General features: G+C 72.1%; 17 protein-coding genes. 4 read left to right on the top strand and 13 right to left on the bottom strand.

Annotation, left to right across the window (positions count from 1 at the left end; genetic code table 11):
- Positions 1 to 103 precede the first annotated feature (103 nt).
- A complete protein-coding gene (locus HOQ23_RS19980) occupies positions 104 to 2,293 on the bottom strand; it encodes an NADP-dependent isocitrate dehydrogenase (protein ID WP_172217309.1) in 2,190 nt (729 codons plus the stop codon).
- A gap of 169 nt (positions 2,294 to 2,462) precedes the next feature.
- On the opposite strand from HOQ23_RS19980, the gene HOQ23_RS19975 reads away from it, so the two are divergent.
- Entirely contained in the window at positions 2,463 to 3,674 is a 1,212-nt protein-coding gene (locus tag HOQ23_RS19975; RefSeq protein WP_172217307.1) for an MIP/aquaporin family protein, read from the top strand.
- On the opposite strand, the gene HOQ23_RS19970 is transcribed toward HOQ23_RS19975, so the two are convergent.
- Complete coding sequence (locus HOQ23_RS19970) at positions 3,655 to 4,383, bottom strand: hypothetical protein (RefSeq protein WP_172217305.1); 729 nt, start codon at positions 4,381 to 4,383, stop codon at positions 3,655 to 3,657. The genes HOQ23_RS19975 and HOQ23_RS19970 overlap by 20 nt on opposite strands.
- 107 nt (positions 4,384 to 4,490) lie before the next feature.
- Here HOQ23_RS19970 and HOQ23_RS19965 point away from each other — a divergent pair, with 107 nt between their 5' ends.
- Complete coding sequence (locus HOQ23_RS19965) at positions 4,491 to 5,474, top strand: malate dehydrogenase (protein ID WP_172217303.1); 984 nt, start codon at positions 4,491 to 4,493, stop codon at positions 5,472 to 5,474.
- Positions 5,475 to 5,589: 115 nt separating this feature from the next.
- On the opposite strand, the gene HOQ23_RS19960 is transcribed toward HOQ23_RS19965, so the two are convergent.
- The 5 genes from HOQ23_RS19960 to HOQ23_RS19940 all read right to left on the bottom strand — a co-directional run bounded on the left by HOQ23_RS19960 (position 5,590) and on the right by HOQ23_RS19940 (position 10,486).
- Positions 5,590 to 5,973 (bottom strand): DUF3017 domain-containing protein, encoded by a 384-nt coding sequence (locus tag HOQ23_RS19960; RefSeq protein ID WP_172217301.1) that lies wholly within the window; start codon positions 5,971 to 5,973, stop codon positions 5,590 to 5,592.
- A 5-nt stretch (positions 5,974 to 5,978) separates the two neighbouring features.
- Positions 5,979 to 6,830 (bottom strand): bifunctional methylenetetrahydrofolate dehydrogenase/methenyltetrahydrofolate cyclohydrolase, encoded by an 852-nt coding sequence (locus HOQ23_RS19955; RefSeq protein WP_172217299.1) that lies wholly within the window; start codon positions 6,828 to 6,830, stop codon positions 5,979 to 5,981.
- A gap of 9 nt (positions 6,831 to 6,839) precedes the next feature.
- Complete coding sequence (purH, locus tag HOQ23_RS19950) at positions 6,840 to 8,414, bottom strand: bifunctional phosphoribosylaminoimidazolecarboxamide formyltransferase/IMP cyclohydrolase (protein ID WP_172217296.1); 1,575 nt, start codon at positions 8,412 to 8,414, stop codon at positions 6,840 to 6,842.
- 190 nt (positions 8,415 to 8,604) lie between these two features.
- A complete protein-coding gene (gene purN, locus HOQ23_RS19945) occupies positions 8,605 to 9,237 on the bottom strand; it encodes a phosphoribosylglycinamide formyltransferase (protein ID WP_172217294.1) in 633 nt (210 codons plus the stop codon).
- Between the two features lie 19 nt (positions 9,238 to 9,256).
- Positions 9,257 to 10,486: a DUF6350 family protein gene (locus HOQ23_RS19940; RefSeq protein ID WP_172217292.1), complete on the bottom strand. Its 1,230-nt coding sequence runs from the start codon at positions 10,484 to 10,486 to the stop codon at positions 9,257 to 9,259.
- Between the two features lie 270 nt (positions 10,487 to 10,756).
- On the opposite strand from HOQ23_RS19940, the gene HOQ23_RS19935 reads away from it, so the two are divergent.
- Complete coding sequence (locus HOQ23_RS19935; RefSeq protein WP_172217290.1) at positions 10,757 to 12,580, top strand: sigma-70 family RNA polymerase sigma factor; 1,824 nt, start codon at positions 10,757 to 10,759, stop codon at positions 12,578 to 12,580.
- Positions 12,581 to 12,713: 133 nt separating this feature from the next.
- Here HOQ23_RS19935 and sucD read toward each other — a convergent pair whose 3' ends face one another.
- Both sucD and sucC read right to left on the bottom strand, forming a co-directional pair.
- Positions 12,714 to 13,598, bottom strand: a complete 885-nt coding sequence (gene sucD / locus HOQ23_RS19930; RefSeq protein WP_172217288.1) for a succinate--CoA ligase subunit alpha — start codon at positions 13,596 to 13,598, stop codon at positions 12,714 to 12,716.
- 18 nt (positions 13,599 to 13,616) lie between these two features.
- Positions 13,617 to 14,783: an ADP-forming succinate--CoA ligase subunit beta gene (gene sucC, locus HOQ23_RS19925; RefSeq protein ID WP_172217336.1), complete on the bottom strand. Its 1,167-nt coding sequence runs from the start codon at positions 14,781 to 14,783 to the stop codon at positions 13,617 to 13,619.
- Between the two features lie 521 nt (positions 14,784 to 15,304).
- Here sucC and HOQ23_RS19920 point away from each other — a divergent pair.
- On the top strand, positions 15,305 to 16,387 hold the full coding sequence (locus HOQ23_RS19920; protein ID WP_216654477.1) for a M23 family metallopeptidase: 1,083 nt from the start codon (positions 15,305 to 15,307) through the stop codon (positions 16,385 to 16,387).
- Between the two features lie 340 nt (positions 16,388 to 16,727).
- Here HOQ23_RS19920 and pcrA read toward each other — a convergent pair whose 3' ends face one another.
- The 4 genes from pcrA to betT all read right to left on the bottom strand — a co-directional run bounded on the left by pcrA (position 16,728) and on the right by betT (position 23,273).
- Complete coding sequence (pcrA, locus tag HOQ23_RS19915) at positions 16,728 to 19,145, bottom strand: DNA helicase PcrA (protein ID WP_172217286.1); 2,418 nt, start codon at positions 19,143 to 19,145, stop codon at positions 16,728 to 16,730.
- Positions 19,146 to 19,209: 64 nt separating this feature from the next.
- Positions 19,210 to 19,671 (bottom strand): universal stress protein, encoded by a 462-nt coding sequence (locus HOQ23_RS19910; protein ID WP_172217284.1) that lies wholly within the window; start codon positions 19,669 to 19,671, stop codon positions 19,210 to 19,212.
- A 3-nt stretch (positions 19,672 to 19,674) separates the two neighbouring features.
- A complete protein-coding gene (locus tag HOQ23_RS19905; RefSeq protein ID WP_172217282.1) occupies positions 19,675 to 21,111 on the bottom strand; it encodes an APC family permease in 1,437 nt (478 codons plus the stop codon).
- 95 nt (positions 21,112 to 21,206) lie between these two features.
- Positions 21,207 to 23,273 carry a choline BCCT transporter BetT gene (gene betT, locus HOQ23_RS19900; protein WP_172217280.1) on the bottom strand — a complete coding sequence of 689 codons (2,067 nt, stop codon included), beginning with the start codon at positions 23,271 to 23,273 and terminating at the stop codon, positions 21,207 to 21,209.
- Between the last annotated feature and the right edge of the window lie 405 nt (positions 23,274 to 23,678).

The following is a 23,678-nucleotide window of genomic DNA, read 5'->3' as shown; positions in this document are numbered from 1 at the left end:
CCCGGTTTGTCGGGCAGCCGTCCAGGACGCCGGCAACGACGAAGGGGAGGTCCCCGGGGCACCTGGGTGCCGGAGGACCTCCCCTACGGGTGGAGCGGGTGGATCAGAGCGAGGCGAGGGCCTCGTTCAGGGTCGTGCTCGGGCGCATGACCGCGTCGGCCTTGGCGTCGTCGGGGCGGTAGTAGCCCCCGATGTCGGCGGGCTTGCCCTGCACCGCGTTGAGCTCGGCCACGATCGTGTCCTGCTCGGCGCTGAGCTTGTCGGCCAGCGGCTTGAACGCGGCCGCGAGGTCGGCGTCCTCGGTCTGGTTCGCCAGCTCCTGGGCCCAGTAGAGCGCCAGGAAGAAGTGCGAGCCACGGTTGTCGATGCCGCCGAGGCGACGCGTCGGGGACTTGTCCTCGTTGAGGAAGGTCTCCGTCGCGCGGTCCAGCGCGGCGGCGAGCACCTTGGCGCCGGGCTTGCCGGACTGCTCGGCGTACAGCTCCAGGGAGGGCACCAGGGCGAAGAACTCGCCGAGGCTGTCCCAGCGCAGGTAGTTCTCCTTGACCAGCTGCTGCACGTGCTTGGGGGCCGAGCCGCCGGCGCCGGTCTCGAAGAGGCCGCCGCCGTTCATCAGCGGGACGACGGAGAGCATCTTCGCCGACGTGCCGAGCTCGAGGATCGGGAACAGGTCGGTGTTGTAGTCGCGCAGCACGTTGCCGGTCACCGAGATGGTGTCCAGGCCCTGGCGGATCCGCTCCAGGGAGTAGGTGCAGGCCGCGGCCGGCGCCATGATCTCGATGGTGAGGCCCTCGGTGTCGTGCTCGGGGAGGTACTCGTTGATCTTCGCGATCAGGTTGGCGTCGTGCGCGCGGTTCTCGTCGAGCCAGAAGATCGCCGGCACGCCGGTGGCGCGGGCGCGGCTGACGGCCAGCTTGACCCAGTCGCGGATCGGGGCGTCCTTGGTCTGGCAGGCGCGCCAGATGTCGCCGGCCTTGACCTCGTGGCTGAGCAGCACCTCGCCGGCGCCGTTGACGACCTGCACGGTGCCGTCGGCCGGCACCTCGAAGGTCTTGTCGTGCGAGCCGTACTCCTCGGCCGCCTTGGCCATCAGGCCGACGTTCGGGACCGAGCCCATGGTGGCGGGGTCGAGCGCGCCGTTGGCGCGGCAGTCGTCGATCACGGCCTGGTAGACGCCGGCGTAGGAGGAGTCCGGGATCACCGCGAGGGTGTCGTGCTCCTCGCCGTCCGGACCCCACATGTGGCCGGAGGTGCGGATCATCGCCGGCATGGAGGCGTCGATGATGACGTCGCTGGGGACGTGCAGGTTGGTGATGCCCTTGTCGGAGTCCACCATCGCGAGCGCCGGGCCCTCGGCCAGGCCCTTCGTGACGGCCGCCTTGATGGCCTCGCCGTCGGGGAGCTTGTCGACCGCGGCCAGGACGGCGCCGAGGCCGTCGTTGGCGGAGATGCCCGCGGCGGCGAGCTGCTCGCCGTACTGCTCGTAGACGGCCGGCAGGAAGGTCTCGACCACGTGGCCGAAGATGATCGGGTCGGAGACCTTCATCATCGTGGCCTTGAGGTGGGCGGAGAAGAGGATGCCCTCCTCCTTGGCCCGGGCGACCTGGTCCTTGAGGAAGCTGCGCAGCGCGGCGACGTCCATGAACGTGGCGTCGACGACCTCGCCGGCGAGCACCTTCACGCCGTCCTTGAGGACCGTCTCGGTGCCGTCGGTGCCGACCAGCTTGATGGTGAGGCTGTCGTCGGTGGGGATCACGACGGACTTCTCGTTGGAGAAGAAGTCACGCTCGCCCATGGTGGCGACGTTGGTCTTGGAGTCGGCGCTCCAGGCACCCATGCGGTGCGGGTGGGCCTTGGCGTAGTTCTTCACCGAGGCGGGCGCACGACGGTCGGAGTTGCCCTCGCGCAGGACCGGGTTGACCGCGGAGCCCTTGACCTTGTCGTACTTGGCGCGGATCTCCTTGTCCTGCTCGGAGGTGGCGCTCTCCGGGTAGTCCGGGATGTCGAAGCCCTGCTCCTGCAGCTCCTTGATCGCGGCCTTGAGCTGCGGGACGGAGGCGGAGATGTTGGGCAGCTTGATGATGTTGGCCTCGGGCGTCGTCGCCAGCGCGCCGAGCTCGGCGAGGGCGTCGTCGGCGAGCCCGAACTGGGCCAGGATGCGCGCGGCCACCGAGATGTCGCGGGTCTCCACCTCCACGCCGGCCTTGCCGGCGTACGCCTGGATGATCGGCAGGAGGGAGTACGTCGCGAGCAGCGGCGCCTCGTCCGTGTGCGTGTAGATGATCTTGGCCATGAACGGCTGCTCCTGAGCACTGGGAGATATGTTTCTTGACGTCAAGATACCTGACGTCCCCGACCCGTTCACCTTCGCACCCGGCCATGCCCTCGGCAACGCGGCCCCGGCGGGATTAGAGTGCTTGGACACGCCCGCGGCCGTGCCGGGGGCCGTCTCGAGGAGCAGCATGACTGACACGACTGCCACCCCCGCACCCGGACCGGACGCAGGTCTGGTCACCGACGAGCCCAGTACCGTGCAGAAGCTGGTCGCCGAGACGATCGGCACCTTCATCCTTGTCTTCTTCGGCTGCGGCGCAGCCGTGATGAGCGGCGGCGACTACGTCGGCACCGCTCTCGCCTTCGGCCTCGCCCTGCTGGTCGGGGTGTATGCCTTCGGCCGGATCTCCGGTGGCCACTTCAACCCCGCCGTCAGCCTCGGCGCCGCGCTGAGCGGCCGGGTCGCCTGGCAGCAGCTGCCGACGTACATCGGCGGCCAGCTGCTCGGCGCCATCCTCGCCGGGTTCTGCCTCTTCGTGCTGATGCACGGCTTCGAGGGCTACGACGCCACCGGCAACATGGGGCAGAACTTCTTCGGCGACGACACCAGCGGCTACGCCGTCTGGGCGGCACTGCTGCTGGAGATCCTGCTCACCGCGATCTTCGTGACCGTGATCCTCTCCGTCACCGACGGCCGCTACGAGCACCCGTCCCTCGCGCCGCTCGCGATCGGCATCGCGCTGGTCGGGATCCACCTCGTCGCGATCCCCGCCACCGGCACCTCGGTCAACCCGGCCCGCTCGATCGGCCCGGCCCTGTTCGCCGGCGGCGACGCCATCCTCCAGCTGTGGCTGTTCATCCTCGCCCCGCTGGTGGGCGCGGCCATCGCCGGGCTGCTCTACCCGCTCGCCTTCGGCCGCGACACCGAGCCCGTCCCCGGGTCGGGGCTCGCGTTCGCCCGGGCCCGCGCACGCGGCGCCGGCTCGGACTCCTTCCAGCAGCAGTGGAACCAGCCCGACGCCCACGCCGTCACCGGCCAGGACGACCCGGCCCGCGACCCCGGCCAGGCCTGGCAGGGCGGCCAGGGCGCATCGGTCGCGCAGGGCACGGCGGGCCAGCAGTACAGCTCCGAGCCGATCATCCAGGACGGCTGGCAGTGGGACCCGCACGCCCAGCAGTGGATCCCCGCCCAGCAGCCGGCTCCCCAGCAGGGAGGCACGGGCTCGGGGACGGGCGCGGGGTCAGGCGCCGCGCAGGCGAGCGCCGGTCCCGCGGCCGGGTCCGCCGCCGGACCGGCCGCGGACCCGGTCGACCCGACGGTCGACCCGGCCTCGGACCCGGGGCGCAGCGACGAGTGGCCGGAGGACGGCGCCAGCCACGTCAGGCCTCCGGGTCAGTGATCCGCTCGAGCCGCTCCACGCCGACCTCGACCTGGGTCGCGCCGATGCCGCGCTCGAGGACGATCTCCTGGGTGGCGTCGGTCCCGAGGACCACCTCGGGGGCGTCGACCTCGACGGCGACGTAGACCGTGAGCCGGACCAGGTCGTCCTCGACCTCGACGACCTCCGCACGGTCCGCCACCACGCCCTCCAGCAGCGCCATCCGGTAGCCGTCGCCGACGCGAGGCTCGGCGGGCACGAACACGCCCGCCATCGCGCCGTCGACCCCGGCCTCCCAGACCCCCTCGCGGCCCATCCACCACACGTTGCCGTCGACGTCCTGGGCGAAGTAGTCGCGCTCCGTCTCGGTGCTCCACCCGAGCGGCCGGGCCTCCTCGCCGATGGTGGCCCGAGTGCGCACCACCGTCGCCTCGACCCCCGCGACCGTGCGCGGCTCCTCCTCCACGACGACCCGGACCCCGCCGCCCGCACCGCCGAGGACCCGCCAGCGCTGCACGCTGCCGGGCTCGAGCGGGAACCACTCGCTGTCCACGGTGTCGACGAAGTCGTCCGGATCCGGCGACGGCGTGGGCACGGTCAGCTCGTCGACGCCGGTCGGATCGACCTCCCCGGGCGAGTTCGCGCATCCCGCGAGTGCGAGCGCCGCCGCGAGGAGGAGCCCCGCGGCCGCAGGGACGCGCGGCGGACGACGGAGGGGGTGGGTGCTCATGCCCCCATCATCCCCCCACCTTCGTAGCCTCCCCGCGACGCCGATGCGCTGCTAGCGTCGGGCGCGCGACCGCCGTTGGCGGTGACTTTCCGACGAAGGAGTCGAACGTGAGCCCTACCCCTCTCAAGGTGGCCGTCACCGGTGCAGCCGGCCAGATCGGCTACAGCCTGCTGTTCCGCCTCGCAAGTGGCGCGCTCGGTGAGCGTCCGGTGGAGCTCCGACTGCTGGAGGTCACCCCGGCGCTCCAGGCCCTCGAGGGCGTGGTGATGGAGCTCGACGACTGCGCGTTCCCGACGCTGGCCGGCATCGAGATCGGCGACGACGCGGAGAAGCTCTTCGACGGGGTCAACCTCGCGCTGCTCGTCGGCGCCCGCCCGCGTGCGAAGGGGATGGAGCGCGGCGACCTGCTGGAGGCCAACGGCGCGATCTTCACCGCGCAGGGCCAGGCGCTCAACAAGGTCGCGGCGGACGACGTACGCATCGGGGTCACCGGCAACCCGGCCAACACCAACGCGCTGATCGCCATGCGCAACGCCCCCGACATCCCGGCCGCGCGGTTCTCGGCATTGACCCGCCTCGACCACAACCGGGCGATCTCCCAGCTGGCGGCCAAGACCGGCGCGTCGGTCACCGACATCACCAAGATGTCGATCTGGGGCAACCACTCCGCGACGCAGTACCCCGACCTCTTCCACGCCGAGGTCTCCGGGCGAAACGCCGCGGAGGTCGTCGGTGACCAGGACTGGATCGCCGAGCACTTCATCCCGACCGTCGCCAAGCGCGGCGCGGCGATCATCGAGGCCCGTGGCTCGTCCTCGGCCGCCTCGGCCGCCTCGGCCACCATCGACGCGGCCCGCGACTGGCTCGGCTCCACGCCGGCGGGCGACTGGGTCTCGATGGCGGTCGCCTCCGACGGCTCCTACGGCGTCCCGGAGGGCCTCATCTCCTCCTTCCCCGTCACCACCAGCAACGGGGACTGGGAGATCGTCCAGGGCCTGGAGATCGACGACTTCTCCCGCGCCCGCATCGACGCCTCCGTCGCCGAGCTCGTCGAGGAGCGCGACGCCGTCACCGGCCTCGGCCTCATCTGACCCCTCCGCGAGTCGGCGCTTGTGGTTGCCCCAGTCGGCGCTTGTGGTTGCCCCAGTCGGCGCTTGTGGTGGAGCTGATCGCCACGAGCGCCGACTCGGCGAAGAGTGTGGGGGGTCAGAGGGGCTGGTCGGGGATGGTCTGCACGAGGAAGAGGAGCAGGCCGCCGAGGGAGCCGAGGAACAGCACGTCGAAGAAGCGGTGCCGGGCGGCGAGCATGCCGGCGTCCTTGCGGGGCAGCACCAGGCGCAGGAACGCGGCCAGCACCAGCGCACCGGCGATCCAGCGGACCCCGGTGCGCCAGCTGCCGAGGACGACGATCGTCATCCCGATGGCGGTGGCCAGCATGATGCCGATGTAGAAGGCACCCCCGATGGTCGAGGGGTAGCGGCGCACGGGCGGGGCCGGGGGCCGATCCACCGCCTCGAGGTCCGCGACCACCTCGGCCTCGGTCGGGACGACCGGGTCCGGTCCCCCCTCGGGTGCCTCCTGCGCGGTCATCGGCGTCAGCCCAGCGCCTTCTCCGCCGCGGCCACGACGTTGGCGAGCAGCATGGCGCGGGTCATCGGACCGACCCCGCCGGGGTTCGGGGAGACCCACCCGGCGACGTCCCACACGTCGGGCGCGAGGTCGCCGGCGATCTTGCCGTCGACGCGCGAGACGCCCACGTCGAGCAGCGCCGCGCCCGGCTTGACCATGTCGCCGGTGATGATGCCGGGTACGCCGGCCGCCGCGACGACGATGTCGGCCTGGCGCACGTGCTGGGCCAGGTCGCGGGTGCCGGTGTGGCACAGCGTCACGGTGGCGTTCTCCGAGCGGCGGGTCAGCAGCAGCCCGAGCGGACGGCCCACGGTCACGCCGCGACCGACCACGACCACCTCGGCGCCGTTGATCTCCACGTCGTGGCGGCGCAGCAGCTCGACGATGCCGTACGGCGTGCACGGCAGCGGCGCCTCCTTGCCGAGCACCAGCCAGCCGAGGTTGGTCGGGTGCAGGCCGTCGGCGTCCTTGGCGGGATCGATCAGCCCCAGGACCCGGTTCTCGTCACGCCCCTTGGGCAGCGGCAGCTGCACGATGTAGCCGGTGCAGGCAGGGTCGTCGTTGAGGCTCTGGACGGCCTTCTCGATCTCCTCCTGCGTGGCCGTGCCGGGCAGGTCGATGCGGATCGACTCGATGCCGACCTCGGCGCAGTCCTTGTGCTTGCCCCCGACGTACCACCGCGAGCCGGGGTCGTCGCCGACGAGGATCGTGCCCAGGCCGGGCACGACACCCCGCTCGCGCAGGGCCGCCACGCGACCCCGCAGCTCGTCCTTGATCGCGGCCGCGGTGGCGGTGCCGTCGAGCTTCTGTGCGGTCATGGCGGCTCCTCAGTGGAAGAAGTGACGGGTGCCGGTGAAGTACATCGTGACGCCGGCGGCCTTCGCGGCCTCGATGGTCCGCTCGTCGCGGATCGAGCCGCCGGGCTGCACGATGGCGCTGACGCCGGCGTCGATCAGGATCTGCGGGCCGTCCTCGAACGGGAAGAAGGCGTCGGACGCGGCGACCGAGCCCGCGGCCCGCTCCCCCGCCCGCTCGACGGCGAGCTTGCAGGAGTCCACCCGGTTGACCTGGCCCATGCCGACGCCGACCGAGGCGCCGTCCCTGGCCAGCAGGATCGCGTTGGACTTCACCGAGCGGCACGCGCGCCAGGCGAAGGCCAGGTCGGCCAGCACCTCGGGCGAGGCGGCCTCGCCGGTGGCCAGCGTCCAGCTCGACGGGTCGTCCCCGCCGCCCTCGACCACGGCGTCGACGCGGTCGACGGCCTGCATCAGCAGCCCGCCGCTGATCGGGCGGACCTCGATGCCGCCGAGGTCGGTGTCGGACTCGCAGACCAGGATCCGGATGTTCTTCTTGGCCTGGAGCACCTCGACGGCGCCGTCCTCGTAGCCCGGGGCGACGATCACCTCGGTGAACACCTCCGCGACCTGCTCCGCCATCGCGACGCTGACCGGGCGGTTGGCCGCGATCACGCCGCCGAACGCCGAGACCGGGTCGCACTCGTGCGCGCGGCGGTGCGCCTCGGCCACGTCGGCGCCGATCGCGATGCCGCACGGGTTGGCGTGCTTGATGATCGCCACCGCCGGCTCGTCGAAGTCGTACGCCGCGCGCCGGGCCGCGTCGGTGTCGGTGTAGTTGTTGTAGGACATCTCCTTGCCGTGCAGCTGCGTCGCGCCGGCCAGGCCGCGGCCCGAGCCGTCGGTGTAGAGCGCGGCCGGCTGGTGCGGGTTCTCGCCGTAGCGCAGCACCGCCTGCTTCTCCCAGGTCGCGCCGGTCCACGCCGGGAACCCGGTGCCCGCGGAGGTGTCGGTGAGCACGTTGCCCATCCAGGAGGCCACCGCCACGTCGTACGACGCGGTGTGGACGAACGCCTCGGCGGCCAGGCGCTGGCGCTCGGCGAGGGTGAAGCCGCCCGCGGCGACGGCGGCGAGCACGTCGGCGTAGCGCTCCGGGCTGGTCACGATCGCGACCGAGGGGTGGTTCTTGGCGGCGGCGCGCACCATCGAGGGGCCGCCGATGTCGATCTGCTCCACGCACTCGTCCGGCGCCGCGCCGGAGGCGACGGTCTGGGTGAACGGGTAGAGGTTGGACACGACCAGGTCGAACGGCTCGACCTCGAGCTCGGCGAGCTGCTCGACGTGGGAGTCCAGGCGGCGGTCGGCGAGGATGCCGGCGTGCACGCGCGGGTGCAGGGTCTTGACCCGGCCGTCGAGGCACTCGGGGAACCCGGTGAGCTCCTCGACCTTGGTGACCGGCAGGCCGAGGCCCTCGATCAGCGCGGCCGAGCCGCCGGTGGAGACCAGGGCGACGCCCGCGTCGTGCAGCCCGCGGACGAGCTCCTCGAGGCCGGACTTGTCGTAGACGGAGACCAGGGCTCGCCTGATCGGGACGCGGTTCTCAGACACGGGGTTCACTCCGGGTTCACTCCTGCTTCGGGTGCGGTGCGGACTCGGGAGCACCCAGGCGGTCGATGCTCCGTGCTGCCCCCGAGGGGGTCACTCCCTGGTGGTGGACCCACCTGCGCCAGTCGTGTGCGACCAGCATATCGAGCGCGGGCCGCCCGCCGACGCACGCCCACCGGCCCCGCCCGCGCGCTCAGCCGCGGGGCGCGACGCCCAGGTGGACGCGACGTCCCTCGACCCGGAAGCCCTCGCGGGCCATCCGCCCGACGCTCTCCACGAGCATCTCGCGCTCGGCGACCTTGATCCGCTCGTGCAGCGACTCGACGTCGTCGTCGTCCTCGACCGGCACGACCGTCTGCGCCACGATCACGCCGGTGTCGACGCCGGCGTCGACGACGAACAGCGTCGCGCCGGTGACCTTCACGCCGTACGCCAGGGCGTCGGCGGGCCCGTGCATGCCGGGGAACGACGGCGACAGCGCCGGGTGGGTGTTGACGGTGCGGCCACCGAAGCGGGCCAGGAAGCTCTCCCCCACCAGCTTCATGAACCCGGCGAGCACCACCAGGTCCGGCTCGAACGCCGCGACCCGGTCGGCCAGGGCCCGGTCCCAGTCCTCGCGACTGCCGTAGTGCGAGACCTGGTTGACGAACGTCGGCACCCCGGAGCGCTCGGCGCGGGCGAGCCCCTCGATGCCCTCGCGGTCGGCGCCGACCGCCACGACCCGGGCGCCGTACGCCGGGTCGGCGCACGCGTCGAGCAGGGCCTGCAGGTTGGTGCCGGAGCCCGACACGAGCACGACGAGACGGGCGGGGCTGGAGACGGTCACCCGCGGATCCTAGTGAGCCTCAGCGGCGCGCCGAGCGGCGCGTCAGCCAGGTGGCCACCGCCCCGCCCACGAGGCCCCCGAGGCCGAACGCGGTCACCGCGTGCACCAGGACGTCCCCGGCGAACGGCGCGACGTCGCTCATCCGGCCCGGGCCGACCGCGCCGCCGGCCAGCACGGCCAGCACACCGAAGGCGAGACCGGCGAGGACGCCGCCGACCAGGCCGCGCACGATGCCCTCGTCCCACCGGTCGGTGGGCCGGGTCCGGTGCGCGCGCAGGGTCGCCACCACCGCGACCAGCGGCGGCAGCACCATCACCGCGGACACCCAGCCGGGCGCCGGGCCGTTGTCGGGCAGCGCCGCCAGCAGCGGGAAGAGCGGCAGCGCCCCGATCGAGACGCCGGAGGGCGCGACCAGGGTGCCGACGCCGACGGTGAAGCCGGGACCGAGCAGGTAGGAGCCGGCGAAGACCAGCGCGTTGGGCACCACGGTGGCGGCGGCCAGGAGGTACGCCGTCGTGTCCCCGGCGTCCAGGTCGAGCTGGGACAGGATGTTCTCGGCCGTGCCGAGGTCGACCAGGACGGCCAGCACCAGCACCGCCGCGCACACGGCGAACCAGGTCCGCAGCACGCTGGCGCAGATGGCGCTGGACCCGCGCATGACGGGCGGCAGCGCGGTCGCCCAGATGGCGGCGCGCCCCGACCCGGTCGCGATCGCGGCCCCGCCGACGACGGCGCACAGCAGCACCGACCACACGACCACCCGGCCGGTGTCGGGCGCGGTGGCGCCGGTGCCGGCGACCGAGCTGGTGACCGCGGCGAGCACGACGTACGTCGCGGTGAAGATCATCGTCGCGACCGGCACCGTCCAGTCCCGCACGCCGTCGGCGATGGCGTCGGCGTCCGGGCCGTGCCCGGAGATCGCGGCGCCGGCCCGCAGGCCCACCCGCCACACCGTCCAGGCGCACCCGAGCGTCACCAGGAGCGGTACGACGCTCACCGCGACACCGTCGACCTGCATCCCCGAGCGGTGCCCGAGCAGCCAGCCCAGCGCCCCGACGCGCAGCGCGTCGCGGGGCTCACCGTGCGCGCCGGCGTCGCTGAGGAACCAGCCGACGACGGCGAGGCCCATGCACCCCAGCATCGGGATCAGGGCGGCGCAGGCGCCGGCGAGCAGGGTCACCAGCGCGAGCGGACGGCGGTCGCGCAGGTCCGCCCGCGCTCGGGCTGGTGCAGTGAGCAGCGAGGTCATGACCGGACCATCATCACCCGCTCCCCCGGAGCCCTGCGGCTCCCACGCCGCGCGGCCCCCGGCTCGAGGCACGTCTCACCGACCGCCCCCGCCAGGCCCCGCGCCCACCTGGTCGAGTCCCGCGAGACCCCCACACCCGACGTGGACGCGCAGCCTGCGGAGGCCTCGACGGCCGCCCGCCGGCGCCCCCCGCTCGACCGCCGGCGGGTGCCTCACGCGTCGGTCGTCGGGGGCGTGGGTGCCCGGGAGTCGCGTAGGTTGGATGCCGCCATGAGGAGCCCCGACGAGTTCGATGCGTTCTACACGGACGCGCGCCAGCGTCTGCTGCTGCAGACCTACGCGCTGACCGGCGACCTGCCGGCGGCGCGGGCCGCGGTCCGGGACGCGTTCGTCATCGCCTGGCACCACTGGCGCAAGGCCGAGAGCGACCCGGAGGCCTGGACCCGTCCGCAGGCATGGGCGCACGCGCTTCGCCGGCACTCCGCCCGCCCCTGGCATAAGGAGAAGACCGAGGACCCGGAGGTCCGTGCCACCCTCGACGCCCTCGACACGCTGAGCATCGACGAGCGGCGGATCCTGCTGCTGACGCTGCTGGCCGACGGGACCCCCGACGAGTTCGCCCGCGAGATCGGCGTGACCCGGCAGGTCGCGGACGGCCTGCTGCAGAGCGCGACCACCCGGCTCGCCGCCGCCAGCGGGGTGCCGCCGGCGCAGGTGGGCCAGCTGATGGCCCCGCTCGAGCGCGCCGTGGCCGGCACCCGCTTCCCCCGCACCACGATCGTGCGTCGCAGCGGCATCACCCGGCGCCGCCTGCACACCGCCGCGGGCGTGCTGGGCACCGTCGCCGTCCTCGTCGTCGGCGGGATCGCGGTCAGCAGCACCGACGGCGTACGCCCGGGCCTGGACCGCGGCGGCGACGGCGGCTCGGTGGTGTCCGACGAGCCGCCTGCGCCGCGCCTCGAGGCGAGCGACATGCTCACCACCGGCGACTTCGACAAACTGCTGCCCGCGCGGGGCTGGAGCGGGGGCACCCCGAACGCCAACGCCGACGGCGACGGCGCCGCGCTGCCCTGCCAGCTCCAGCGCTACGCCGACCCGAACAGCTCCACCTACCTCGTCAAGGACTTCCGCGCCAAGACCAAGCCGGGCAACCCCCGGCGCACGGCGACCCAGACCGTCGAGGGCTCCGACCAGGACCGCGCCGCCGAGCGGGCCTACCGCACGACGCTCGGGTGGTTCGCCGGCTGCACCCAGGGCCGCACCCAGCTGGTCTCGACCCACCGGGTCCGCGACGTCGGCGACCAGGCGATGCTGCTGGTCCTGCGCGACTGGGACGGCCCGGTCACCATCGCGGCGTCGGTCGCGCGCACGGGCCGGTTCACCACCGCACTCGTCACCACCGCCACCACCGACGCCGGTCCCAGCATCCGCGACAACGCCGCCCTGCTCGCCCGGGCGGTCGACAAGGTGTGCCGCCTCCCCGAGGCCGGCGAGTGCGCGGTCAAGCGACCCGAGGTGCGCACCGTGGACCCGGTGGCGGTCGGCATCGTCCCGGCGATGCTCTCCGAGGTCGACCTCCCGCCGGTCGGCAGGGTGAGCCAGCCCTGGGTCGGCACCGCCCCGCGCGAGGTGCGCCAGAACTTCGCGGCCACCCGCTGCGACGAGGCCACCTTCCGGGGCAAGGGCTGGACCGACAGCACCACCCGGACCTTCGTGGTCCCCGGCGCCCGGCTGCCGGCCTCGTTCGGCCTCACCCAGACCATCGGCGCGCTGCCTGCTGCCCAGGCGCGGGACTTCGTGGCCACCATCCGCTCGCGGATGCAGAGCTGCCCCGAGCGCTTCCCGGGCACGGAGGTCGACCTCGTCCTCAACCGCAGCAAGGGCCAGATCGACCTGTCGGTCTGGAAGGTCACCGTCGAGATCGACGACAACACCTCGGTGCGGTACCTCATGGCGCTGGCCCGCCGCGGCGGGGCGCTCTCCCAGATCGGCTTCGTGCCGGCCCCGGACGTGCAGATGTCCGACTCCACCTTCGTGGCGCTGGCCGAGCGCTCGCTGTCGCGGCTCGGCCGACTGCCGGTCCCGGGGTCCTGACCCCTGAGCGTCTGAGCCGGGGCGCCCGGCGCCCCGGCGCCGCACCGGGTGCCGCGCCTCCCCCGTCGTACGACGAAGGCCCGCCCCCGGCGAACCGGGGACGGGCCTTCGAGCGATCGCCTGGATCAGAGGCTCACGCCAGGTCCTTCATGATCTCGCGCATGAGGGAGGCGGTCTCGGACGGCGTCTTGCCGACCTTCACGCCGACGGCCTCGAGGGCCTCCTTCTTGGCCTGCGCGGTGCCCGAGGAGCCCGACACGATGGCGCCGGCGTGGCCCATGGTCTTGCCCTCCGGGGCGGTGAAGCCCGCGACGTAGCCGACGACCGGCTTGGTCACGTGGTCCTTGATGTACGCCGCGGCGCGCTCCTCGGCGTCGCCGCCGATCTCGCCGATCATCACGATCGCCTTGGTCTCCGGGTCGTTCTCGAAGGCCTCGAGGGCGTCGATGTGCGTGGTGCCGATGATCGGGTCGCCGCCGATGCCGATGGCGGTCGAGAAGCCGTAGTCGCGCAGCTCGTACATCATCTGGTAGGTCAGCGTGCCCGACTTGGAGACCAGGCCGATGGGGCCCTTGCCCGCGATGGTGTGCGGCGTGATGCCGGCCAGCGACTCCTCCGGCGAGATGATGCCGGGGCAGTTGGGGCCGATCATGCGGGTCTTCTTGCCCTGGAGGTAGGCGAAGACCTCCGCGGTGTCCTGCACCGGGACACCCTCGGTGATGACCACGAGCAGCGGGATCTCGGCGTCGATGGCCTCGATGCAGGCGTCCTTGGTGAACGCCGGCGGCACGAAGGCGACCGAGACGTCGGCGCCGGTGGCCTTCATGGCCTCCTCGACGGTGCCGAAGACGGGCAGCTCCTTGCCGTTCAGCTCGACGGTGGTGCCGGCCTTGCGGGCGTTGACACCGCCCACGATGTTGGCGTCGGCCTGGAGCATCAGGTTGGTGTGCTTGGAGCCCATCCCGCCCGTGATGCCCTGGACGATGATCTTGGAGTCCTTGTTGAGGTAGATCGTCATGTTGTCAGGTCTCCGTTCTCAGGCGTTCGCCAGCTCGGCGGCCTTGTCGGCCGCACCGTCCATGGTGTCGACCTGGGTCACGAGCGGGTGGTTCAGCTCGTCCAGGATCGCGCGGCCCTGCTCGACGTTGTTGCCGTCGAGACGGACGACCAGCGGCTTCGTGGCGTTGTCGCCGAGGATCTCCAGGGCGCCCTTGATGCCGTTGGCGACCTCGTCGCACGCGGTGATGCCACCGAAGACGTTGACGAACACACTCTTGACCTGCGGGTCGTTGAGGATCACGTCGAGACCGTTCGCCATGACGGTGGCGTTCGCGCCGCCGCCGATGTCGAGGAAGTTGGCCGGCTTCACGCCGCCGTGGGCCTCGCCGGCGTACGCGACGACGTCCAGGGTCGACATGACCAGGCCCGCGCCGTTGCCGATGATGCCGACGGCACCGTCGAGCTTGACGTAGTTGAGACCGAGGTCCTTGGCCTTCGCCTCGAGCGGGTCGGCCTCCTCGCGGATCTCGAACTGGGCGTGGTCGGGGTGACGGAACTCCGAGGCGTTGTCGTCGAGCGACACCTTGCCGTCGAGCGCCTCGAGCTTGTCGCCCTCGAGGCGGGCCAGCGGGTTGACCTCGACGAGGGTGGCGTCCTCCTCGACGTACACCTTCCACAGCGCCTGGACCATCTCGATGGCCTGGTCGCGCAGCTCGGCGGGGAACTTCGCGTCGTCGACGATCGCGGCGGCCTTCTCGGGGGTGACCCCCTCCAGCGCGTCGATCGGGATCTGGCGCACGGCCTCGGGGTTGGTCTTGGCGACCTCCTCGATCTCCACGCCGCCCTCGACCGAGGCGATGCACAGGTGCGAGCGGTTCGCGCGGTCCAGGAGGAAGGAGAAGTAGTACTCCTCGACCGGCGGGGTGGCCGGGGTGACCAGGACACGGTTGACCGTGAGGCCCTTGATCTCCATGCCGAGGATGTTGGAGGCGTGCTCGAAGGCGTCGTCGGCGGTCTTGGCGATCTTGACGCCGCCCGCCTTGCCGCGGCCGCCGGCCTTGACCTGAGCCTTGATGACGGTCACGCCGCCCAGCTGCTCGGCAGCGGCCTTGGCCTCCTCGGCGGTCTCGACGACCACTCCCAGGGTGGTGGCCACGCCATGCTTGGCGAAGAGTTCCTTCGCCTGGTACTCCATCAGATCCACTGATTCCACCAGTCTCTAGTCAGCATGCAGTCACGGATTGGCGCCGGAGCCCTCGACCATCACGGGCCGGTCGTCTCGGCACACCCGGGGCACGATAGACCCGTCGGCCCCTGCGGCACGAGGGCCGAGGGGTCCGGAGTGATGCACGGCATACCCTCACCGAGCCCCGTCCGGCATGCTGCGGAGGACCCCACGGCCCACCCCCACCTCGAATCGACGCCGAAACCGGATCGAGGGCATGATGCGGTGACTCCGCAGCCGGATCCGACAGATCCACCCCGTACCCAGAACTGGGTTGGCGGAGGCGGGAACGGGTCGTGATCCCCACCACGTCCCACAGAGTGAAACGTGGTCTGGACCACGAGCGCTGAGCGGGACCGGTGGAAAACCACCGCATGATCGTCAGATCCGCGTCACAATCGGCGTTACGAGTTGTTTCGTGGGGTCCCGGTCGATCCGTTAGTGTTTGGGTCGCCTGTCCGAAGCACGAGACGCACCCACCACTGCGGAGCCATCGATTCATGGGTAACCACCGAGCGGAACGCCGCGACACCCGTCGCCGCCCCTCGGAGACCACACACGTCAGGTACGCCGGCAAGCGCGTCGCCGGGCGTAGCGGCACTCCGACCATTGAGCTGACCCCCCCGGCCAGCGCCCCCGCGCTGACCGACGCACCGGCCGTCGCCACGACGCCGGTCCCCCTCGACCCCACCGAGCACGGCCTCGAGGCCGACGTCCGCCGCGTCGAGGAAGAACCCGCCGCCCGTCTCGACCGGACCACCGTCTTCGGCGACCCCGACGGCACCGTCACCATCCCGCTCGTCGGGCCGGTCGGCAAGCGCCGCGCGGTGAAGCAGCCCTCGCCGCGACGCCGGCGCCTGCTGCCCTCGGTCCCTGCGGCCGTCGGCGCCGCCGCCCTGGCCGCCTCCATCGGCGGAGCCGTGGTGACCTCGACCGACGACTCCGAGCCGTCCCCCGAAGCGAAGCGCGCCATCGTCGCTGCCAGCGCCCTCAGCGGCGCGAGCAGCACCGGGTCCGTGCGGCCCCGGGGCAACGTGGTGAGCCGTGACGGCTCCCGCGACGCCCTCGACGACGCCACCGACAGCAAGCTGGTGAAGGCTGCCGAGGCCAAGAACGCCCAGCGCAACACCGCCCTGCAGAAGCTCTCGGCCCAGGCCGAGGCGCAGGCGGAGAAGATCAAGCGCAACCAGTGGGTGCTCCCGGTCAGCGGCTACCGCCTGACCGCCCGCTACGGCCAGTCCTCGGGCCTGTGGGCCAGCGTCCACACCGGCCTCGACTTCGCCGCCCCCGCGGGCACCCCGCTGCTCGCGGTGGCCAACGCCACCGTCACCTCCACCGGGTACGAGGGCGCCTACGGCAACAAGACCGTGCTGACCCTCGAGGACGGCACCGAGATCTGGTACTGCCACCAGACCTCCATCGAGGTCTCGGTGGGCGACAAGGTCCACGCCGGCCAGCGCATCGGCACCCTCGGCTCGACCGGCAACAGCACCGGCCCGCACCTCCACCTCGAGGTCCGTCCCGGCGGCGGCGACCCGGTCGACCCGGAGTCGCAGCTCCACCACCACGGTCTCCACCCGTGAGCGGCGGCCCGATCCGAGCCTGATCCGGGGCACAGTCCCCCTCGACCCCGCACGTCCCACGACGTGCGGGGTCGAGCCCATTTCGGGTCCCGTGAGGGGCGGCCGTTTGGCCGCCGTTGGCTGCCGGCGACCGAGTTTGGGTCTCTTCGGCCGGGTTGGCCTGCGCTCCCGGACGCTCGGACCCAGCACGCTCGCGACGGCGATCCGGTGCCCTCGTAGCACCCTCGGACGCGACATCGACGTGGTCGGCAACCGGGTCGAGGTCGACGGCACCCCGTGGCGGGTCCGTGAGGGCGCGGAGGTGGCCGGCCGCTGAGCGGCCGTCCTCAGTAGCGGGTCCTCAGAGCTTCTCGACCGGCGCGTAGCGCAGCAGCAGCCGCTTGACGCCCTCGGAGCCGAAGTCGATCGAGGCCACGGACTTGTCCCCCGCGCCCTCGACTGCGACCACGCTGCCCATGCCGAAGGAGTCGTGCAGCACCCGGTCCCCCGGGGCCAGCGACGGGATCTCCCGCGACTTCTTCGCCTTCGCGGCGGCATCGACGCGCAGCGCCGCGGAGGAGAAGTTGCGGCGCCCGGCCGCGGTCGGGGTGCCGAGGCGCTGGCCGGAGGACCCGCCGGAGAGGTCGGGCCGGCTCCACCGGGTCTGCGCGGCCTCCGTACGGCGCCAGTCGACGAGGTCGACCGGCAGCTCGTCGAGGAACCGCGAGCCCGGGTTGTGCGCGGGGGCGCCCCAGGCGGAGCGGACGACCGCGCGGGAGAGGTAGAGCCGCTCGCGGGCGCGGGTGATGCCGACGTAGGCCAGGCGGCGCTCCTCCTCCAGCTCGGTCTGGTCGCCCAGGGCCCGGCTGTGCGGGAAGACGCCGTCCTCGAGGCCGGTGAGGAAGACGATCGGGAACTCCAGCCCCTTGGCGGTGTGCAGCGTCATCAAGGTGACCACGCCCTCCCCGCCCTCGGGGATCTGGTCGCTGTCGGCGACCAGCGCCACTCGCTCCAGGAAGTCGGTCAGGCCCGGCACGACGGTGCCGGCGTCGACGTCGCTGGGGTCGGCGGACGGGCCAGCGACCGGGTCGTCGCTGAACTCGCGGGCGACGGCCACCAGCTCGGCGAGGTTCTCCACGCGGGTGGCGTCCTGCGGGTCGTCGGACTCCTCGAGCTCGGCGAGGTAGCCGGACCGGGCGAGCACGGACTCGAGGACCACGTCGGCCCGCTCCCCCGCCTCGACCATCGACTGGAGCTCCTCGATCATCGCCACGAAGACGCGGATGCTGCTCAGCGAGCGCGTCGCCAGGCCGGGCGCCTCCTCGGCGCGGCGCAGCGCCTCCCAGAAGGTGATCCGCTCGCGCTCGGCGAGGGCGACGACGCAGGCCACGGCGCGGTCGCCGATGCCGCGCTTGGGGGTGTTGAGGATGCGGCGCAGCGAGACCTCGTCGGCCGGGTTGGCCAGCAGCCGCAGGTAGGCGAGGGCGTCGCGGACCTCGCGGCGCTCGTAGAAGCGCACCCCGCCGACCACCTTGTAGGGCTGGCCGGTGCGGATGAACACCTCCTCCAGCACGCGGGACTGGGCGTTCGTGCGGTAGAACACCGCGACGTCGGAGGCCTTCGCGCCCGCGTCGACGAGCTTGTCGATCTCGCCGGAGATGAACCGGGCCTCGTCGTGCTCGTCGTCGGCGACGTACCCGACGATCCGCTCGCCGTCGCCCGCGTCGGACCACAGCCGCTTGGGCTTGCGTCCCTTGTTGTGCGCGATCACGCCGTTCGCGGCGGTGAGGATGGTCTGGGTGGAGCGGTAGTTCTGCTCCAGCAGGATCGAGGAGGCGTTGGGGAAGTCCTGCTCGAAGTCGAGGATGTTGCGGATGTTGGCGCCGCGGAAGGCGTAGATGGACTGGTCGGCGTCGCCCACCACCATCAGCTCGGCCGGCTCGACGGCCGTGGGGTCCTCGCGGCGGTCCTGCTCGGGCTGGTCGGCGCAGAGCTGGTGCACCAGGGCGTACTGCGCGTGGTTGGTGTCCTGGTACTCGTCGACCAGCACGTGGCGGAACCGGCGGCGGTAGGTCTCGCGCACGTCCGGGTAGGCCTGGAAGAGGTGGACCGTCATCATGATCAGGTCGTCGAAGTCGAGCGCGTTGGCCTCCCGCAGGCGCCGCTGGTAGATGGTGTACGCCGCGGCGTAGGTCTCCTCCAGCTTGTTGGCCGCCTCCTTGGCGGCCTCCTCGGGGCCGTGCAGCTCGTTCTTGTGGTTCGAGACCCAGTTGAGCAGCGGCCCGGCCTGGTAGCGCTTCGGGTCCAGGTCGAGGTCCTTGATGACCATCGACATCAGCCGCTTGGAGTCGGCGGCGTCGTAGATCGAGAACGAGGACTTGTAGCCCAGCCGGTCGATCTCCTTGCGCAGGATCCGCACGCACGCGGAGTGGAAGGTCGAGACCCACATGATGCGGGCGCGCTTGCCGACCAGCTCCTCGACGCGCTCCTTCATCTCGGCCGCAGCCTTGTTGGTGAAGGTGATCGCCAGGATCGAGCCGGGGTGGGCACCGCGCTCGGAGATCAGCCAGGCGATGCGCCGGGTCAGCACCCGGGTCTTGCCCGAGCCCGCGCCCGCCACCACCAGCAGGGGCGCGCCCTCGTGCACCACCGCGGCGCGCTGGGGCTCGTTGAGCCCGTCCAGCAGCTGCTCACGGGAGGGGCCACGCCGCTGGCGGGCCGAGTCGTCGGGACGCACCTCGAGGAGGTGCTCGAAACCGGGAAGGGAGGGGGTGCTCATGCTGCCGCCCAGCCTACGTGCGCCCACCCCCGGTGCGGGTGCCGCGGGGGCGGGCGGTCGGTGCTCAGCGCTTGCGCCGCGGTGTCGGGCGTACGACGAGGACCGGGCAGGGCGCGGAGTGCTGGACGCGCTGGGCGGTGCTGCCGAGCAGCACGGTCTCGCTGAGCCCGCGGCTGCCGGAGGCGACCACCACCAGCCCGGCCTCCAGCGTGCGGGCCGCCTTGATCAGCTCGTTGGCGGGCGAGCCGCTGCGGATCTTGCGGTGCACGCGCGGGCCCCAGTCGGCGAAGACCTCGGCCACCACCCGGACCGAGCTCTCCGCGGCCGCGCGGAAGCTGATGCTCTCGACGCCGGCGCGCTCGCGGTCGGAGCCGGACAGGTCGTCGGCGAAGGACACGGCGGCCAGCGGACGCAGCACCGCCACGACCGAGACGTCGGTGACGCTCGAGGGGTCGATCACCTGGCGGGCGTAGCGGGCCGCGGCCAGGGACTGCTTGGACCCGTCGGTGGCGACGATCATGTGCATGGCTCAGTCCTCCTGCCGATCCGGGGTGACCGGCTCGCCGAGGGCGGTCTCGCCCTGGTCCCGGCCGGGCGGGCGGGTGCGGCCGCCGAAGATCCTCTCCACGATGAAGAGGGCGACGCCGATCGCGAGCAACGCCGCGCACCACAGCAGCGAGCTCGGGTCGTCGTACACGACGTAGACGAGGAGCACCGCGTTGCCCAGCACGCCGAGCAGCAGCAGCGGCCGGGGCGCGGTGAAGGTGTCCTCGCGTTCGTCCTGCCCGCGCAGCTTGAGCGCGGACACGATGACCAGGCCGTAGATGAACAGGGTGAACACGACCGTGACGGTGGCCAGCCGGGCGATGTCGGCGCCGGAGACCAGCAGCCCGCAGACGACCAGGGCGGAGAAGACCAGTGCCACCCACGGGCTGCGGCGGGTGGAGTGGATGCGGCCGAAGATGCCCGGGACGACGTCCTCGCGGGCCATGCCGTAGAGGATGCGCGACTGGGTGACCACCGAGACGAGCGTGGTGTTGGTGATCGCCACCATCGCGATGATCGCGAACAGGATGGTCATGAAGCCCACCGGCACCGGGATGATGCCCTTCTCGATGACCTCCAGCAGCGCCGGTTCGTCGTTGCGACCGGCCTCCTGGATCACCGGGATGTCCACGGTCAGCGCGGTGACCGCCGCGACCAGGACGTAGATGACGCCGGCGGTGACCATGCCGCCGACGAGCGCGCGCGGGAAAGTCCGGCCCGGGTCGATGGTCTCCTCCGCGACGTTGGCGGCGTTCTCGAAGCCGGTCATCGCGAAGAACGCCAGCGCGACGCCGGAGATCACCCCGAGCAGCGCGCTGTTGTCGCCGGTGTCGAACTCCACGAGGGTCGCGAACCGGGCGTCGCCCTGGGCGATGTACCAGACCCCGATGATCAAGATGATGATCAGGCCGCTGACCTCGACGAGGGTCATCACCATGTTGGCGATCACCGACTCGGTGATGCCGATGAAGTTGACCACTGCCAGGACGATGATGAACGCCACCGTCAGCAGCAGCTCCGGGGGCAGCTCCCACACGGTCTTGAAGTACGACGCGAAGCCGTTGGCCAGCGAGCCCGCGGCGGCGTACGTCGCGGACAGCATGCAGACCGTGATCAGGAAGGTCAGCATCGGGTTGCGGAACGCCTTGTTGACGTAGAGCGCGGCGCCCGCGGCCTGCGGGTACTTCGTCACCAGCTCGGCGTAGGCGAGGCCGGTGATGGTCGCGACGGTGATGCCGACCGCGAAGGCGATCCAGAACGCGCCGCCGACGGCGAGGGCGACTGCGCCGATCAGGACGTAGATGCCGGACCCGAGGACGTCGCCGAGGACGTAGAAGTACAGCAGCCGGCCGGTGATGCTCCGCTTGAGCTCGGAATCGCCCTCGGGCTGCGCCGGCGCTGCTGGATCTGCCTGGCTCACGGGCGAGCTCCTGGTGCGAGGGGTCGGGAACCGCCTGCCCGTACCCGCGGCCCCGCCGGGCGAAACGATGCCCGGGCGGCGGCCCGCGGGTGCTGCTAGGCCCCGGCCCCGTCCCGCAGGCGCAGGAACTCCAGGTGTCGCTCGTACTGGTCCATGACGTCGTCGAGCAGCTGGGTGCGCGAGTAGCCCATCACGTCGTAGCCCTCGCCGCCGTGGAGCAGGTGCACCTCGAGGCGGCTGTAGACGTCGCTGCCGAGCAGCGGTGCCCCGCCGTACGCCGGGACGGGGGCGCTGCGGTGCTCGACGCGGTAGCAGAACGTGAGCGCTCCCCCGACCTCCGCGCGCAGCTCGACGGCGAGCTCGCCGTCGGTGTCCTCGACGCGGACCGTCGCCGCGACGCCCTGCTCGGTGAGCTCGGCGGCCACGTCCGCCAGGGCGGGGGTGACCACGTCGGCGCAGAACTGCTCGGCGCGCGCCCGCGGCGGGAACGACATCATCCGGCGTATCCGGGCCTGCCACGGCACCGCTGGCCGGGCGTCGCTCGGGTCGGTGCTCCGCCCCGACAGGGCGCCGGGCAGCACGCTGTCGCGGCTGTCGGCGAGGTGCATCTCGGTGCGCAGCGCGCGGTAGAGACCCCAGCCCACCGCGAGCATGACGAAGGCGAACGGCAGTCCGATCACCACCGTGGCGTACTGGAGGGCGAAGATGTCGCCCGCCGCCAGGGCGGCGAGGGTCAGCGCGCCGGTCGCGACCGCCCAGAACACCCGCAGCCACGGCCGCGCGTCGTCGTGGACGGTGCGCTGGTGCGAGGACAGGTTGGCCATCACCAGTGCGCCGGAGTCGGCCGAGGTGACGTAGAACAGCAGGCCGACCACGATCGCCAGGCCGGCGGTGAAGGTGAAGGCGGGGTACTCCTGGAGCAGCGCCCACAGCCCGACCGAGGGATCGATCGCCTCGGAGGCGGTGCGGGTGAAGGAGACGTTGCCGCTGCGGACCTCGTCGAGGGCGGCGTTGCCGAAGACCGACACCCACATCACGATGTAGGTGAACGGGATGATCATCGTGCCGACGACGAACTGACGGATCGTGCGGCCGCGCGAGATCCGGGCCAGGAAGAGCCCGACGAACGCCGCCCAGGCCATCCACCAGGCCCAGAAGAACAGCGTCCAGAAGCTCATCCAGTCGCCGGTGTCCTCGTAGGCGAAGGTCTGCATCGACATCTCGGGGAACAGCCGCACGAAGTCGCCGACATTGAGCACGACCGCGTTGAGCAGGTACGACGTGCGCCCGGTGACGAGCACGAAGACGACCAGCGCGACGGCCAGCAGGACGTTGGCCTGGGAGAGCCGCTTGATGCCGCGCTCGACGCCGCTCACCGCCGAGACCGAGGCGATCACGACGGCGACCAGGATGAGCGCGGCCTGGACCGGAAGTCCCTGCGGCAGCCCGAACACGAGGTCCAGCCCGACGTTGAGGCCCACGACACCGATGCCGAGCGAGGTGGCGACGCCGAAGATGGTGCCGAGCACCGTGGCGACGTCGACGGAGTGCCCGATCGGGCCGTTCACCCGACGCCCGATCAGCGGGTACAGCGCGGAACGGACCGCGAGCGGCTGGTGAAGCCGGTAGGCGAAGTAGGCCAGCGCGATGCCCATCAGGGCGTACATCCCCCACCCCGTCACCCCGTAGTGGAACAGCGTCCAGGCGGTGGCCTCGCGGGCGGCGTCGACGGTGCCGGCCTCGGTCGAGGGCGGCGCGAGGTACTGCGTCACCGGCTCGTAGACGGCGTAGAACATCAGGTCCGTGCCGATGCCGGCGGCGAAGAGCATCGCCGACCACGCCCCGGTGCTGAACTGCGGGCGCGAGTGCTCCGGGCCCAGGCGCACCGAGCCGTAGCGGGAGCACCCGAGGAAGAGGACGAACCCGAGGATGCCGGTCGCCAGCGCGACGTAGTACCACCCGAACCAGGTCGACACCCACGCGACCAGGTCGCCGAGGGTCGAGTAGGCGTGCTCCGGGGCGATGGTGCACCACAGCGTCACGGCGATGATGAACGTCGCCGAGACCGCGAACACCGGCCGGTTCAACCGGCTCGACGGCTCCTCGGTGCGCCGCCCTGCGGGTGCGGGCGCGTCGGACGGGGTTCTCGTGGTCGCGCTCATGGCAGCGTCCTCCTCGCGCATCAGCGCGGTCGTGGCGGCGCGGGACGACCCAGCCGTCCCCGGGCGCAGGAGCGCCGTCGCGTGGCTAGGTGATCATGCCCGACCCCCGCCGTACCCCCTCCGTCCAGGGGGTGGACGCCCCACCGCCCGCTCCCCCCTTCTCGCCGAGTCGGCCCTTGTGGTTGCGCGAGTCGGTGCTTGTGGCGCGCCGAGTCGGCGCTTGTGGTGGCGCGAGTCGGTGCTTGTGGCGCGCCGAGGAACCGGGAGTCTCGACTCGACCCGCCGAAGGTCTCGGCGAGGTCAACCGGTGTTAGCAACGGTCAGGCTGCTGGCCGGTTGGCCAGCAGCTGGTCCAGCGCTTGGGCTGGGGTCCGCATGTCGAGGGTAGGACGTGGTCGTGCGTTG

This window comes from Nocardioides sp. zg-DK7169, from assembly GCF_013155365.1.
In the GTDB taxonomy this organism is placed as follows: domain Bacteria; phylum Actinomycetota; class Actinomycetes; order Propionibacteriales; family Nocardioidaceae; genus Nocardioides.
The sequence above is the reverse complement of the archived record's forward strand: the minus strand, read 5'-3'. Positions and strand labels throughout refer to the sequence as shown.